The sequence below is a fragment of the Streptomyces sp. NBC_01485 genome, assembly GCF_036227125.1.
Taxonomy (GTDB): Bacteria; Actinomycetota; Actinomycetes; order Streptomycetales; family Streptomycetaceae; genus Streptomyces.
This window is the reverse complement of record NZ_CP109435.1, coordinates 198,298-212,662: the sequence shown is the minus strand read 5'-3', so window position 1 is coordinate 212,662 and position 14,365 is coordinate 198,298. Positions and strand designations below refer to the sequence as shown.

At 70.3% G+C, this 14,365-nt stretch carries 11 protein-coding genes and 3 pseudogenes; 4 read left to right on the top strand and 10 right to left on the bottom strand.

Going from position 1 to position 14,365, the window contains the following annotated elements:
• The first annotated feature begins 72 nt into the window (after positions 1 to 72).
• Both yicI and OG352_RS00780 read left to right on the top strand, forming a co-directional pair.
• The gene (gene yicI, locus OG352_RS00785) at positions 73 to 2,310 is read left to right on the top strand and encodes an alpha-xylosidase (RefSeq protein ID WP_329213208.1); all 2,238 of its coding nucleotides are present in this window, start codon (positions 73 to 75) and stop codon (positions 2,308 to 2,310) included.
• A 240-nt stretch (positions 2,311 to 2,550) separates the two neighbouring features.
• Complete coding sequence (locus tag OG352_RS00780) at positions 2,551 to 2,913, top strand: ATP-binding cassette domain-containing protein (RefSeq protein WP_443072120.1); 363 nt, start codon at positions 2,551 to 2,553, stop codon at positions 2,911 to 2,913.
• 53 nt (positions 2,914 to 2,966) lie between these two features.
• On the opposite strand, the gene OG352_RS00775 is transcribed toward OG352_RS00780, so the two are convergent.
• The 3 genes from OG352_RS00775 to OG352_RS00765 all read right to left on the bottom strand — a co-directional run bounded on the left by OG352_RS00775 (position 2,967) and on the right by OG352_RS00765 (position 7,769).
• Entirely contained in the window at positions 2,967 to 4,739 is a 1,773-nt protein-coding gene (locus OG352_RS00775; RefSeq protein WP_329223642.1) for a cellulase family glycosylhydrolase, read from the bottom strand.
• Positions 4,740 to 4,763: 24 nt separating this feature from the next.
• Positions 4,764 to 6,332: a glycoside hydrolase family 43 protein gene (locus OG352_RS00770; protein ID WP_329213206.1), complete on the bottom strand. Its 1,569-nt coding sequence runs from the start codon at positions 6,330 to 6,332 to the stop codon at positions 4,764 to 4,766.
• Positions 6,333 to 6,581: 249 nt separating this feature from the next.
• A complete protein-coding gene (locus tag OG352_RS00765) occupies positions 6,582 to 7,769 on the bottom strand; it encodes an esterase-like activity of phytase family protein (protein ID WP_329213204.1) in 1,188 nt (395 codons plus the stop codon).
• Between the two features lie 128 nt (positions 7,770 to 7,897).
• Here OG352_RS00765 and OG352_RS00760 point away from each other — a divergent pair, with 128 nt between their 5' ends.
• On the top strand, positions 7,898 to 8,023 hold the full coding sequence (locus OG352_RS00760; protein ID WP_329213202.1) for a hypothetical protein: 126 nt from the start codon (positions 7,898 to 7,900) through the stop codon (positions 8,021 to 8,023).
• 11 nt (positions 8,024 to 8,034) lie between these two features.
• Here the strand turns inward: OG352_RS00760 and OG352_RS00755 are convergent.
• The 3 genes and pseudogenes from OG352_RS00755 to OG352_RS00745 form a co-directional block, all read right to left on the bottom strand.
• Positions 8,035 to 8,727 (bottom strand): annotated as a pseudogene (locus OG352_RS00755) (ABC transporter permease subunit); the annotation flags it as partial.
• Positions 8,727 to 9,707, bottom strand: a complete 981-nt coding sequence (locus OG352_RS00750) for an ABC transporter permease (RefSeq protein ID WP_329213200.1) — start codon at positions 9,705 to 9,707, stop codon at positions 8,727 to 8,729. The pseudogene OG352_RS00755 and the gene OG352_RS00750, both read right to left, overlap by 1 nt.
• A gap of 151 nt (positions 9,708 to 9,858) precedes the next feature.
• Positions 9,859 to 10,554: pseudogene (locus OG352_RS00745) on the bottom strand (sigma factor-like helix-turn-helix DNA-binding protein); the annotation flags it as partial.
• Between the two features lie 321 nt (positions 10,555 to 10,875).
• Here OG352_RS00745 and OG352_RS00740 point away from each other — a divergent pair.
• Positions 10,876 to 11,931 (top strand): annotated as a pseudogene (locus OG352_RS00740) (chitinase); the annotation flags it as partial.
• Positions 11,932 to 12,375: 444 nt separating this feature from the next.
• Here the strand turns inward: OG352_RS00740 and OG352_RS00735 are convergent.
• The 4 genes from OG352_RS00735 to OG352_RS00720 all read right to left on the bottom strand — a co-directional run bounded on the left by OG352_RS00735 (position 12,376) and on the right by OG352_RS00720 (position 14,164).
• Positions 12,376 to 12,699, bottom strand: coding sequence for an antibiotic biosynthesis monooxygenase family protein (locus tag OG352_RS00735; RefSeq protein WP_329213196.1), 324 nt, complete (start codon positions 12,697 to 12,699; stop codon positions 12,376 to 12,378).
• A 237-nt stretch (positions 12,700 to 12,936) separates the two neighbouring features.
• Positions 12,937 to 13,110, bottom strand: coding sequence for a hypothetical protein (locus OG352_RS00730; RefSeq protein WP_329213194.1), 174 nt, complete (start codon positions 13,108 to 13,110; stop codon positions 12,937 to 12,939).
• A 25-nt stretch (positions 13,111 to 13,135) separates the two neighbouring features.
• On the bottom strand, positions 13,136 to 13,492 hold the full coding sequence (locus tag OG352_RS00725; protein WP_329213192.1) for a PRC-barrel domain-containing protein: 357 nt from the start codon (positions 13,490 to 13,492) through the stop codon (positions 13,136 to 13,138).
• Positions 13,493 to 13,726: 234 nt separating this feature from the next.
• On the bottom strand, positions 13,727 to 14,164 hold the full coding sequence (locus OG352_RS00720; RefSeq protein ID WP_329213190.1) for a PAS domain-containing protein: 438 nt from the start codon (positions 14,162 to 14,164) through the stop codon (positions 13,727 to 13,729).
• Between the last annotated feature and the right edge of the window lie 201 nt (positions 14,165 to 14,365).

The window sequence follows — 14,365 nt, the reverse complement described above, 5'->3', positions numbered from 1 at the left end:
GTCATCCATCAGTCACTCCGCCGGTCGCTTCGCCAGTCGATGAAGCGCCTTCACCCCACGGGGGACCACCGCATGAAGTTCACCGACGGTTTCTGGCTGATGCGGGAAGGGGTCCGCGCCTCGTACGCCACCCAGGTCCGCCAGATCCGGGCGGCCGAGGACCGCTTCACCGCGTACGCCGCCGTACGGCATGTCCGGGACCGGGGTGACACCCTCAACCAGCCGCTCATCACGGTCGACTGCTTCGCGCCCGCCGAGGGCGTCATCGGCGTACGCCTCACGCACCACGCGGGGCGGGTCCGGCGCGGTCCCGACTTCGAACTGCTGCCCACCGAGGGCGGCAGCGGGGCCCGGGTGACCCGGGACGGCACGGTCACCGAGCTGGCCACCGGCCCGCTGAGCGTCCGTCTCGACACGGCGGGGGAGTGGGGCATGGAGTTCCACGACACCTCGACAGGCCGCCGGCTCACGGCAGTCGAGAGCAAGGGCGCCGGCTTCGCCAGCACCCCCGACGACGCCCACCACATGGTCACGCAGCTCGCGCTCGGCGTCGGTGAGCAGATCTACGGCCTCGGCGAACGCTTCACCCCGTTCGTCAGGAACGGCCAGACCGTCGACATCTGGCAGGCCGACGGCGGCACCAGCAGCGAACTGGCCTACAAGAACATCCCGTTCCACCTCTCCTCGCGCGGCTACGGCGTCCTCGTCAACCACCCGGGCAAGGTGAGCTACGAGATCGGCTCGGAGTCCGTCGGCCGGCTCCAGTTCAGCGTCGAGGACCAGTCCGTCGAGTTCTACGTCGTCGCGGGCCCCACCCCGAAGGACGTACTGCGCCGCTACACCGCGCTCACCGGCCGCCCGGCCCTGCCGCCGGCCTGGTCGTTCGGCCTGTGGCTGACGACCTCCTTCTGCACGGAGTACGACGAGGCGACGGTGACGTCCTTCGTCGACGGCATGGCCGAGCGTGACATCCCGCTGTCCGTCTTCCACTTCGACTGCTTCTGGATGCGCGAGTACCAGTGGTCGGACTTCGAGTGGGACGCCGACGTCTTCCCCGACCCGGAGGGCATGCTGCGCCGCCTCAAGGACCGGGGCCTGCGCATCAGCATGTGGATCAACCCCTACATCGCCCAGAAGTCCGCCCTGTTCGAGGAGGGGGCGGCGGGCGGCTACCTCGTACGGCGGCCGAACGGCGACGTGTGGCAGTGGGACCTGTGGCAACCCGGCATGGCGCTCGTCGACTTCACGAACCCGGCCGCCCGCGAATGGTACGCGGGCAAGCTGCGCCGCCTGCTCGACCAGGGCGTCGACAGCTTCAAGACGGACTTCGGCGAGCGGGTGCCGACCGACGTCGTCTGGCACGACGGCTCCGACCCCGAGCGCATGCACAACTACTACGCGCACCTCTACAACCGCACCGTCTTCGAGCTGCTGGAGAAGGAGCGCGGCGCGGGCGAGGCCGTCGTGTTCGCCCGCTCGGCGACGGCCGGCGGCCAGCAGTTCCCGGTGCACTGGGGCGGCGACTGCTTCGCGTCGTTCACGGCGATGGCCGAATCCCTGCGCGGCGGACTGTCGTTGTCGCTGTCCGGCTTCGGCTTCTGGTCGCACGACATCGGCGGCTTCGAGGGCACGCCCGACCCGGCGGTCTTCAAACGGTGGCTGGCCTTCGGCCTGTTGTCCTCCCACAGCCGTCTGCACGGCAACGTCTCCTACCGGGTGCCGTGGGCCTTCGGCGACGAAGCGGTCGACGTGGCACGGCAGTTCACCCTGCTCAAGCACCGCCTCATGCCGTACCTGTACGGCGCCGCCGTCGAGGCCCACCGCACGGGCGTCCCGGTCATGCGGCCGATGCTGCTCGACTTCCCCGACGACCCGACCTGCCGCACTCTCGACCGCCAGTACATGCTCGGCCCCGACCTCCTCGTGGCCCCGGTCTTCACCGCCGACGGCGAGGTCGAGTTCTACCTCCCCGAGGGCACCTGGACCCACCTCCTCACCGGCGAACGCGTCCAGGGCCCGGCCTGGCGCCACGAGACCCACGGCTTCGACAGCCTCCCGCTGTACGTCCGCCCGGGCGCGGTCATCCCGATGGCCGCCGACGACCAACGCCCGGACGGCGACTGGCTCGACGGCCTCACTCTCCTCGTGACCCCGGACGCCGACGACGTCACGGTGACGGTTCCGGACCACGCCGGAAACCCGGCGGCCACGTACCGGCTGACCCGCAGCGGGGACGATGGCGGCGACGACGGGGCGGTGCGGGTGACGCTGACGGACTCGGAACTGTCTTATGAGGTAAGGGAGTTGTAACGCCGCGTGCGGACAGGAGGGGGTCGGGATCCGCCACCGGGTCCCGGCCCCCTTGTCGTGGCGTCGGACCCTCCGGGTAATGTCGAGGCAAAGAACTCGCCGGGCGGCGGGCCTGACCAGCCGCGTCCCCGGCCGAACCATGTCGTCAGGTCGTTCAGGCCGCTGAGGCCGTTCGGATCACCGGGGGAAACGATGTCACCGCGAGAACAGGAAACGGCGATCCGCGTCAGGGGGCTCCGGATGCGCTACGGGACCCGCGACGTGCTGGCCGGACTCGATCTCGACGTCCACAAGGGCGAGTTGTTCGCGCTGCTCGGGCCCAACGGGGCGGGCAAGAGCACCACGATCGAGATCCTCGAAGGCTACCGGGGGCGCTCCGGAGGCGACGTCGACGTCCTGGGCCAGGATCCCGCACGGGAGGACGCCGGGTGGCGGGCCAGGATCGGCATCGTCCTCCAGGCGAACCGCGATCACGGCCGCTGGCGGGTCGGGGACCTGCTGGGCCACTTCGCGCGCTACTACGCCCACCCCTTCGAGCCGGCCGAACTCCTCGGCCTCGTAGGCCTCACCGCGCAGTCCGCCCAGCTGAGCCGGCGGGTGTGAGGGCCGGGATCGCGTGGCGGATCCCGGCCCGAGTCGCTGCCGCTACCGAGTGCTCAGGACGTCGTGCCCGTGACCGACCCTCCCGACTTGGTCACGTGGTACGTCACGGTGGCGCCGCTCCAGAAGTGGAAGGTGAGCGTGACCGGTGTGCCGTCACTGACCGCGTTGAGGAAGGCGGGGGTGAGGGTGAGGGCGTTGCCGCTGTAGTCCGGGGCGAAGGCGGTGTCGAACTGCTGGTACGAAGTCCAGTCGGCGGGACCGGCGTTGCGGCCGTCCGCGTACTTGGCCTCCATGGTCGCCAGGGTGTCGCCCCGGAACTGGGTCGGGACGGCGAAGGAGTTGGTCGTTCCGCTCGCCTGCGACAGGACCGGGGTGTCGTACGTGGTCACGTCGAGCTGCCAGGGGACCCCGGAGGAGAACCTGGCCTGGAGCGTCGCGTTGACCCCGTAGTCCCGGTTGCCGGTCAGCCGGGTGAGAGCGGTCGCCGTCAGCGTGAGCTGGCTGCCCGACACGGTGTAGTCGCGGCCCTGCGTGAGCCGGGTGCTGCCCTGCCAAAGCCCCTGGAACGTGGTGCCGTTCAGGTTCAGGGTGAGGGTCCTGGCCGTGATCGCGCCGGTTTTCGGCACGAAGACCCGGTCGGAGGAGGCGGTGCCCGAGCGCGTCGTCCAGCTCGACTTGATCTGCGCGGACAGGGCGGCGTACCGCCACTGGAGCGTGTTGCGGTTCAGGAACGAACCGGCGTCCCACAGCGCGGTGGTGACCCCGTTGACCCGTGCCGCGTAACCGACCGCCTCGAAGTACTTCAGGGCCTCGCCGCGCTGGACGATGTCGTTGGTGCGCGTGTAGTCGGGGTAGCTGAGCAGGCTGTACTCGCCGAGGTAGACGGGAACGCCCTTCGCGACGAACGTGTCGTGCATCCGGGCGAAGGTGTCGGTGAGGTTCTTCTGCACTTCGGCGTCGAACCGGGTGTAGCCGGCGATGTTCACGCTGAACGGCCAGAAGCTGTAGTAGTGCACGGTGGCGACCAGGTTGGCATCGCTCAACGAGCTGATCGCGGTGGCCAGTTCGTCCATGACACGCTGGTCGTCCGGTGACGAGGCCTGGGTGGGCAGGACGAGGAAGCGGGTCGCGTTCTCGCCGCCCTTCTGACGCACGATGCTGTGGAACGAGGTGTTCAACTCGTTGAGCAGTTGGGTCTTCTGGGCGTCGCTGGCGTTGTCGAAGACGGGTTCGTTGACGCTCTCGAAGAGCAACTGGCGTGACGAATCACGGAACTTGGTGGCGATCTGGTCCCAGGTCGCGTTGAAACGGGCCAGCACCTGGTCGTGGTCGGTGGCCATCTTGTTGATCCACTGCCACGAGTCGTGGTGGACGTTGAGCACGACGTAGAGGTTGTCGGCCAACGCCAGGTCGACCACCTGCTTGACCCGGCTCATGTACGTCGGGTCGATCGTGTAAGGCGCCGTCGCCGACTGGTGGTTGCTCCAGGTGACGGGGATCCGGACGCTGCGGAAGCCCTGCGCCTTGACGGCGTCGAACGTCGCCTTGGTGGTCAGGGGGTTGCCCCAGGACGTCTCGTCGGGGATGGCGTCCAGGGTGTTGCCCAGGTTCCAGCTGGGCTGCATCGCGGCCACCGCGTCCATGGCGTTGGCGGGAACCACCTTGCCCCTGCCCGCTGGTGCGGCGTGTCCAGGGGCGGCGAACGCGGTGCCGACGGCGAGACCGACCGCCGTGAGCAGCGCCAGCACGAGCATCGCCACGCGCTCGAAGCCGTGTCTGCGGCTTCGTCGTCCGGGATCCCGCGCGGGGGGCCGTATCTGCTGCATGTCCCTCATGTCCCGTTCCTCTCGCTAGGAAGTAGGAAGGTCGAGCGGCTCGTAGTCGAACCAGTCGAAGTGGACGGTGCCGGTCGCGGCGTACATGCCGATCACCCGGCCGGTGAAGCCGCCGGCCACTTCGGTGGACAGGTACCGGCCGTCGAGGGCGCCGAGCACGGTGAACGTGCCGTTCGGTTCCTCGAAGCCGAGAGTGAGGGTGTCGGGGCCGGAACGCGCGTCGCGGGGCGTATGCGTGGCGGTCACGTCGATGCCGAGCACCACAGGCCCGGCGGGCACGGGACGGGACGCCACGATGGTGCGCAGCGGCCCGATCCGGGCGATCACCCTCACCTCTCCCGATCCCGCCTCGATGTCGTAGTGGTGCTCCTCGTCGAACCGGACCGCCAATCCGCCGGACCCGGCCCCGGGGTCGATCAACGTGCGCACCCGGCACGACAGATGCTGCTGCCGCCGGCCGACGAACACGGCGTCGGAGTCGTCCAGGGAACTGCCGCGAGCGCCGCGGGTGCCGTACGTGTCGTGGGCGTCGCGGGCGTGCAGGGTCAGCCAGCCGGCGCGCTCCTTCGTCGTGCAGTGCTCGGCGGAACGCTCACGCGGCGACACCCAGCACGGCTGCGGCTCACTGAGGTCGAAGTCGTCGCGGTTCGACGCGACGGGGCCGGGCCGGAGCGGCCACGCGGGCACGGGCATGGCGGTCGACAACGCGCCGACGACCGGCCAGCCGTCCGCCCAGCTCACCGGGGCGAGGAAGGTCTCCCGGCCGAGTACGTGCCAGCCGGGGGTGCCGCCGAGCGGTCGTACGCCGAGCAGCACCATCCACCACGAGCCGTCGGGCGCCTGCACCAGGTCGGCGTGGCCGGTGTTCTGGACGGGGTGCTCGAGGCTGCGGTGCGTCAGGATCGGGTTGGCCGGGCACGGCTCGAAGGGGCCGGTGGGGGAGTCGGCGCGGGCGACCGAGACGCCGTGGCCGCGCTCGGTGCCTCCTTCGGCGATGAGCAGGTACCAGTGGTCGCCGATCCGGTACAGGTGCGGCGCCTCCGGATACTTGGCGCCGGGCGTGCCGGACCAGAGCGGGCGGGGAGGCCCGAACGTCTCCCCGGTGTACGGGTCGATGCGCACCTGCTGGATCCCGGCGAACGTGCACCAGCACGTGCCGTCCTCGTCCCAGGCGAGATCGGGGTCGATGCCGGTGACACCGGGCAGCCGGACCGGGTCGGACCAGGGGCCGACCGGGTCGGTGGCGGTGACCAGCAGATTTCCGCCGCCCTCGCAGACATTGGTGACGATCAGCCAGAACCGGCCGTCGTGATGGCGCAGCGTGGGTGCGTAGATCCCGCCGGAGGACGGCGTCTCCACGGGGATGGCCAGTTGCCCCGGCCGGTCCAGGGCGTTGCCGATCTGCGTCCAGTGCACCAGGTCGCGACTGTGGAAGAGGGGCACGCCGGGGAAGTACTCGAAGCTGGAGCACGCCAGGTAGTAGTCGTCACCCACCCGGCAGACGCTCGGATCGGGATGGAACCCGGGGATCACGGGGTTGACGACGGTCCTGCCGGTCCCGCCCGCCTGCTCTTGGACTGACATGTCATCCATTCCTTCGCGCCGGGTACGGGCATGGTGCTGCCGACGTGGGACCGACCTGCTCGCGACAGCTCTCCGCGACGAGATGTTGAGGTGTTGAAGCGCTTCGATACTCATCGATTCCCGTGGAGACTAATAACGAGGTTGCCGCACGGCAAGAGCCTGAGCACCGCCAAAATCGGTGTCGCGGTGAGGAGGTTGATGCCGACCAGTGAGGGCTTGGCGGGTATCGATGCGCTTCGACTGCACCCTTCAGATCCCGTCGGCCGCGAAGGCGATGAACTGGGTCACCTCACGCGCGGCGAAGTTGTCGTCGGAGACCAGGACGACGGTGCGGCGGCCGTCGGGGAGGCGGGGGCCGAGGGTGATGCCCTCGACGTTGTCGACCCGGGACAGCCCGGGGACGTCGGAGAGGTCGGTCACGAGCGTCTTGCGGACCGGCTTGACGGGACGCGTCGCCGCGTCGGTGAGGGAGTCGCGGCCGAGCACGTCGGTGGCACCGTGCAGGTCGACCAGGTAGATGCGGGCCTTCCAGTTGTTGTCGCTGAAGATCGAGGCGCGTTCCAGGACCAGGAAGCGGTCGTGGCCGAGGGCCACGAGGTCGCTGACGCCGTTGGTGTCGGTGCTGCCCGCCGGGGGTGTGGCGAAGAGCGGTTCCAGTGGGTAGGCGTACTGGGTCAGCGGCGCTCCGGTGACCGCGTCGTGGACGGTGATGCGGGTGAGCGCGCCGTGCTCGGGGGTGGGGTCGGCGCCGTCCTGGTAGAGGGGGTCCTCCATGGCGGTGACGATCCGCCGGCCGTCCGGGGTGAAGGTGACGCCCTCCAGGGTCTGGTTCTTGCGGGGGCCGAACTCCTGGGCGTTCATGTGCAGTTGCGGGGGCAGCGGGAGCTGTCCGGTGTAGGCGCCGGTCGTGGTGGCGCGGCGGATCCAGGGGGCACCGAGGAGGGCGGGGCCGTCGGACGGGACGATGCGCTCGCCCTCACTCGTCCAGACCAGGCTGCCGTCGCGCGGGTCGACGGCGATGCCCTCCGGGTCGGGCGCCACGCTGGCGGCAGACGCGGCGGTGGCGGTCGCGGTGGGCGGGAAGGCCGTACCGTCCGGGCGCAGCCACGGGTGGGTGCCGGTGAGTTCGACGCCCTTGAGAGCGCCGCCCTGGGCGAAGTCGACGTGGGCGGTGTAGAAGCGGGCGGGGCCGGTCTGGGACCGGTCGTCGCTGATCACGTAGTACGCGCCGGTCTTCGCGTCGTAGCCGATGGCCGACAGACCACCGACCGTCGTGCCCTGGAAGGCCATCGCGTTCGGCAGTTCCCGCTCGCCGAGGAAGTCCAGTCGTACGCCGCTGTCGTGGGCGGCGGCGGCCGGGGTGCCGGACAGGGCGGGGAGAGCGGCGAGGACGACGGCGGTGGCGATGATCCGGGCGCGGGCGGCGCGGATGCTCATGGGGTCTCCAAGGTGGGCAAAACGGAGCGAGAGGTGGGAGCGGCCGCGGTACGGGACGCGCGACGGCGGCGCCAGGCGAAGAACGCGAGGGCCAGCAGGGTGAAGACGTAGGGGATCGCGGAGACCAGTTGGGAGGGGACGGCGAGGTTGCCGAGCTGGACGGCGAGTGCCTCGGCGGCGCCGAAGCCGAGGGCGGCCGGGAACAGCCCCAGGGGCGCAGCGCGCCGAGGAAGACGGCGGCCAGCGCGATGTAGCCGCGGCCCGCGGTCATGCCGGTGACGAAGAAGGACACGGCGCCCATGCTCAGGAACACCCCGGCCGCCCCGGCCAGCGCGCCGCTCAGCGCGAGCGCGCGGAACTGGACCCGGTGGACATGGATGCCGACCGAGCGCGCCGCCTCGGGATGCTCCCCGACCGCACGCAGATGGAAGCCGAACCGGGTCCGGTACAGCAGCCAGGCGACCAGCGGGGCGGCGGCGAGCGCGGCCCAGGTCAGCACGTTCTGCCCGCTGAGTACCGCGCCGAGGCCGGGGACGTCCTCGACCAGCGGCAGCCGGACCGAGGGCAGCGCGCCGCTGTGCAGCCGGCTGGTGCCGCCCTTGTCGCCGAGCAGCGCGTACACGGTGTACGCGGTCGCGCCCGCCGCCAGGAGGTTGAGGCCGATGCCCGCGATGATGGCGTCCGCGCCGAGATACAGGTGCAGCACGCCGAGCAGCAGCGCGAGCAGTGCGCCGGCCGCGATCCCGCAGGCGGCTCCGGCCCACACCGAGCCGCTGTACCCGGCGACCAGCGCGCCCGCGCAGGCGGCGGTCAGCATCGAGCCCTCCAGAGCGATGTTGGGCACGCCGGCCCGCTCGGCCAGCAGCCCGCCGAGGGCGGCGAGGACATACGGCGTGGACACGCCGAGGATCGCCGTGAGGAATCCGACACTGAGCACGACGTTGAGGACGGGGCCCATCAGCGTGCCTCCCTTCGGGCGAGGTACCGCTTGACGAGTTCGGGCAGCGCCCGCGCGGTCACGAGCAGCACGATGACGGCCTGGATGATGGTCACGGCCTCGGAGCCGACGTCGGTCTGCTGCTCCATCACGTCGCCGCCGACCCGCAGATACGAGTAGAGGAGCGCGGCGGCGACCACGCCGACCGGGTTGCCCCGGCTCAGCAGGGCGACGACGATGCCCTCGAAGGCCAGGCCGCCGGCCATGTCGGGCTGGAGCCCGCCGTAGATCCCCAGCGCGAGGTGGGCCCCGGCCAGGCCGGCCAGCGCGCCGCCGATGACGAAGCTCCACTCGATGGTGCGCGGCACGTCGAGGCCGCCGTACCGGGCGAAGTCCGGGTTGGAGCCGGTGACGCGGATGCGGTAGCCGAGCGGGGTCCTGGCGAGCAGGAACCAGACGGCGGCGGCGACCGCGAGCATGCCGAAGAGGCCGATGTTCGCCTGGTCCAGGGGCACGCCGAAGAAGTCGGACAGGAGGGGCAGCGCCGAGCCGGGGCGCACCGGGGCGGACTGTGCGGCGCTGCTGCCGGACGCCTTGAGATGGTCGGTGAGGAGATAGTCGAAGACCCGCACGACCACGGCGTTCAGCATCAGCGTGGCGACGATCTCGTTGGCGCCGAGCCGGGCCTTCATCACCCCCGGCACCGCGCCCAGCGCGCCCCCGGCGAGGGCGGCGACGCCGAGCGGCACCAGGACGGCGGCGACCGGCGGCAGATGGAAGTTGATCGCCACGAGCGCGCTCGCCAGGGCGCCGGCGTACACCTGTCCCTCCGCGCCCAGGCTGATCTGCCGGGCCCGGAACGGGATCGCGACGGACAGGCCGAGCAGTGCCAGGGTGGTGGCGTCGGCGAACCAGCGGCCGATCCGGGGCGTGCGCTCCAGCGGGCCGGTGAGCAGGGCGTTCAGCGCGCCGGTGGCGTCCTTGCCGGTGGCCAGGACCACCGGACGCTAAGGACCCAAAACGTTTTGCACAACCCCCTGCAATACCGAGCAAGTCGCCGATCACGTGGCGTGGCGTGCGGCTGTCAAAGACCTGGCTGCTGTCTTGTCTTGTGGATGTGAGCGTTGTCGCCGCGAATGGCGACGGCACGGTCTATGACGGCCGGACGGTGAGTCCGTGTGTCGACTGCTCGTACGCTCGCAGTTTGTCGGGTGCCAGGATCCAGTAGAGCCCGTCGATACCGTCCGGTCCCACGGTGACGCTCACCAAGGCAACGGCGGCCCCGTCCTTGACCAGGAGAAGGCTGGGCCGGCCGTTGGCCTCGGCCACGCTGTAGTCGGCCTGGGGGAAGAACTTCTTGGCGAAGGCGCTGATCCCGGCCACGCGCCCGGCCCCCACGACCTCCAGCCGTGCCACGCCGCGCATGCCGTTCCCGTCCGCGCAGGCGACCACATCGGCGGACAGCACGTGCTCGAGCGCGGCGACGTCTCCGTGCTGCGCCGCCGCGACGAAGGCATCGAGCAGCCGCCGGTGCTCCGCGGTGCCGACGGGGTCACGGCGCTCGGTGGACAGCCGCCTGCGGGCCCGGCTCACGATCTGCCGTGTGTTGGCCTGGCTCAGTTGGAGCATGCCCGCGATCTCGTCGTACGGATAGTCGAACGCCTCCCGCAGCACGTAGGCCGCCCGCTCCACGGGATTCAGCTTCTCCAGGACCAGCAGCACGGCCAGCTCCAGCGCCTCGCCGCGCTCCGCGCCGACCTGCGGATCCACACTGGTGTCCACGGGCTCCGGCAGCCACGGCCCCACGTACGCCTCGCGCCTGACCCGCGCCGACTGAGCCACGTTGACGGGACTGCTCCGTGCCGACTGCTGCTCCGTGGCATGGCATGGCATGGCAAGGCCCGTCCCGATCCCGGCCGTACGCGCAGGCCGAGGCGGTGACCTGGAAGCAACGGGTTGCCGGACGGCTGCCCGGCCAGTGCGCCCACGCTTTCCCCTTCCGCGGTTCTCCAGTTCGGTCCGCTAACTGTAAAGAACCTTGACAGTTAAGTGGTCTAGTCCAAATATGGTTCCTGCTCGCCCCGCAGTTCTGTCCTTCCGCTGTCCCCGCCTGGCCCCTCGGCCCCTTTCCCCATGGGAGCGTCAGTGAGACGACCTGGTCTTCTTCGTATGCGTACGTTGCTGTCCTGCCTGAGTGCGACCGCCGTGTCCGCCGGGCTTGTCGCGTTCGGGGGAGGGGATGCGGTCGCCGCGCCGCACTCACTCCCGGCCTTCGGCAAGCCCATGCCGGCCCACGTGGCGGCGCCCTACTTCGAGGCGTGGACCGGCGAGAGCCCGGCCGCGCTCGCCGCCGCCTCGGGCAACGAATACCTCACGCTGGCCTTCCTCCAGACGGCCACGGCGGGCTCGTGCACCGCGTACTGGAACGGCCAGGCCGGCCAGCCCGTCGCCCGGACCACCTTCGGCCGCGACATCGCCACGATCCAGGCGCGCGGCGGCAACGTCATCCCGTCCTTCGGCGGCTGGTCCGCGGACACCACCGGCACCGAGCTGGCGGACAGTTGCACCGACGTCGACGCCATCGCCAAGGTGTACGAGAGCCTCGTCACGACGTACGGCGTGAGCCGGATCGACCTCGACGTCGAGGGCGACTCCATCAACAACGCCGCCGGAATCGACCGCCGCAACAAGGCGATCGCGAAGGTGCAGCGCTGGGCCGACCGCACCGGCCGCAGCGTGCAGTTCTCCTACACCCTGCCGACCTCCACGACCGGCCTGGAGCCCAACGGTCTGGCCCTGCTGCAGAACGCCGTCGACAACGGCGCACGGGTGGACGTCGTCAACCTCATGACGTTCGACTACTACGACGGCGCCACCCACGACATGGCGGCCGACACCGAGAAGGCCGCCACCGGTCTGCACGCCCAACTGGCCGCGCTCTACCCGAAGAAGAGCCCCGCGAGGCTGTGGAACATGATCGGCGTCATCGAGATGCCCGGCATCGACGACTTCGGCCCCGAGGAGACCTTCACCACGCAGGACGCGTACACGGTGGAGAAGTGGGCCGCGGCCAAGAAGATCAACACGCTCTCCTTCTGGGCACTCCAACGCGACAACGGCGGCTGCGTGGGCACCGGCGGCTCCGACTCGTGCTCCGGCATCGCCCAGAACACCTGGCACTTCAGCCACGCCTTCGAGCCGTTCACGAGCGGCGGCGCCCACCCCTGACACCCCTTAGCGCGGGCGACCCCAACGGCCGTACGGCGAAGGCTCGACGCTCCCCCCGCGAACGGGCCTTCGTCGTACGGCCGTTGCGCCTGCGTTGCCGCCGCGCCTCCGGCGACGGCCACAACGAGGCGGGCGCGCCCACTTCACCCAGGAGCCCGCCGACCGAGGGGGCGTGAACCAGATCCGGGACACCGCGGCGCGCTTCGCGCCGGGTGCGACGACTCGCCGCTCATCGACGCCGGCCGGGCCGCTACAACCCGCACCCGGACACTGATGACGTCCTCGGTTCGCCGCTCTACTGCGGCGACACATCGGCATCGGGCGCACGACGTCACCATGACGGGCTTCGCCGGCGTCACGACCTCCCGGCTCCCGGTGGCGCTCACCGGGCGACGGCACCTTCCGCCGCTCGGACGGGAGGTGCCGCCGCCCCGAGACGGACTACTCGCCCTTCGGTGCCGTCTGCTGTGCCACCTCGAAGGACCAGAGGGTGGAGGCGGAAGCCGCGGGCTTGGGCCGTTCCCCTTGTTCGCCGCCCTGGTGCGCCGCCTTCATCGGGCCTTCGAGCCACGCCTGGAACGACTCCTCGTCACGCCACCGCGTGTAGACGAGGTAGGTGTCGGTGCCCTCGACCGGGCGCAGGAGCTCGAACCACTCGAAGCCGTCCGAGTTCGCGACGGCGTCCGCTCGGGCGGCGAACCGCGTCTCAAGGGTCTCCCGTTGCTCCGCCGGGACGGTCAGTACGTTGATCTTGACTACGCTCATGCTCCCATCCTGCCTGGCGCAGCGTCCGGGGCTTCGCGCGACCCCGGCGTGACACCATCCCGGTTCGGGCGGTTGCAGCGAGTGGGCGACTCGAACGTGACGGCAGCCATGCCGGCCCTACGCGCCTACGGAGTGAAACCTGCGATCCGGTGCCGGTGCCGGCGCCGGGTCGTTGACGGCGACGGTCTGGTCCGGAAAGCGAGGGACGGGGAGCGCTCAGGGCAAGGACAAAGGCACTCACCGGGCCATACGGTGCCTGCCTCCGCCGCGGCGGAAACGAATCGCGACGTAGAAGAGATCGGCGAGGAGAATGAGGGCGCCGATGATCAGCAGGTAGAACAGCCCGTCGGCCGCGAACCCGATGATGCCCAGGACGAGGGCCACGAGGAGCAGGAACAGAAACAGGCTCATTGGCTCTCCCGACGGTCTCGACGGTTCAGCGGCGGGCAAGGCGTCGCTCGCCTGAGGCACCCGGCGCATAGTCCAGTTCGTAGTGTGCGAAGACCTTCGATTCGTCCTGGGCACGCAGCTCGCCGTCGACGTCGATCGCCGGGGCCTTTTTCACCGCGTTCTTGCTGTGGGCGACCTTCAGATACCCCGGACCGACTGTCGCCCCGAGGAGTGGCACGAACACCAGGCGGCGACGGGTGGGAAGACCCACGGTCACCGTGGCGAAGCAAGGTCTGTCGGTCCCGGTGTCCACGTAGACCGACTCCAGGGCGCCGATTCTGTGTCCCTGAGCGTCAACCACGTCGTGACCGCGCCATTCACGGATATCGCCAGCCTCGAACATGAGGAACCTCCGCAAGCGCGGGTACCCCGTATTCGCGTCTCCGATGTCATTTCACGCACGCTACGGCTGCGGGCACGCCGGATCGTCCGGACTCGTTCCGTACGCCGAACGACGCCCCCCGACGGCGGGCCGCCGCGCTCTGCCGAGGCACGGAGCGGCGAAGGACGCCTGGCCGACGCCTCCCTCTCCGATGCCTCCCTCTCCGATGCCCGCGGAGCCGGTCGTCGCGGACGGTCACTGCGGTCGGGCCATCAGTACTCCGAAGAAACTCTCCAGGGCCGCCAGGGAATCGCGCATGCGCAGGACCTGGGAGGTCTCCACGGCGATCAGCAGGGCTCCGGGCCGCCCCTGCGCGTCGGCGGCCGGCACGATCCACGTCTCCATCGCGACCTGATGGCCGTCGCGGTGGCGCACCGACAGGGTGCCGACGACGGTTTCCCCGCCCTGGACGCGATGTGTGAGCTGGTCGGCCAGCTCACGGTTGCCCTCGGGGACCAGCAGGGCGGACGCGGGCCGGTCGAGTACGTCCTGCGGCCGGAACCCGAGCAGATCCTGGGCGGCCAGCGACCACTCCACGATGCGGCCGTGCGCGTCCTCCCGCCACAGGGCGATCGGAAGCAGCTCGCGCAGCACACCCGCGTACCCGACAGCCCCCAAGGGCTGCTCGACCACCTGGCCCTCCCTCCGAGGGGAATTCATCGCATAACCTCATGATCAGCGAGAATGCATATGAAAACACCATATCTGGAAGCGTGGAATCCATCGCTTGTCGCTGGTCGCGGACCGCCGCGAGCGAGTATGCGGGTAAGCGGGCCAGAAACGGGATCAGGGATCACGAACGCGGCCGCCGCCTCCTCCCGCAGGAGGGGGCGG

Excerpts from the sequence above, each read along its gene's own strand:
- yicI (WP_329213208.1), top strand. The coding sequence starts at position 73 with ATGAAGTTCACCGACGGTTTCTGGCTGATGCGGGAAGGGGTCCGCGCC.
- OG352_RS00780 (WP_443072120.1), top strand. The coding sequence starts at position 2,551 with ATGCGCTACGGGACCCGCGACGTGCTGGCCGGACTCGATCTCGACGTC.
- OG352_RS00775 (WP_329223642.1), bottom strand. The coding sequence starts at position 4,739 with ATGCAGCAGATACGGCCCCCCGCGCGGGATCCCGGACGACGAAGCCGC.
- OG352_RS00770 (WP_329213206.1), bottom strand. The coding sequence starts at position 6,332 with ATGTCAGTCCAAGAGCAGGCGGGCGGGACCGGCAGGACCGTCGTCAAC.
- OG352_RS00765 (WP_329213204.1), bottom strand. The coding sequence starts at position 7,769 with ATGAGCATCCGCGCCGCCCGCGCCCGGATCATCGCCACCGCCGTCGTC.
- OG352_RS00735 (WP_329213196.1), bottom strand. The coding sequence starts at position 12,699 with ATGAGCGTAGTCAAGATCAACGTACTGACCGTCCCGGCGGAGCAACGG.
- OG352_RS00730 (WP_329213194.1), bottom strand. The coding sequence starts at position 13,110 with ATGAGCCTGTTTCTGTTCCTGCTCCTCGTGGCCCTCGTCCTGGGCATC.
- OG352_RS00725 (WP_329213192.1), bottom strand. The coding sequence starts at position 13,492 with ATGTTCGAGGCTGGCGATATCCGTGAATGGCGCGGTCACGACGTGGTT.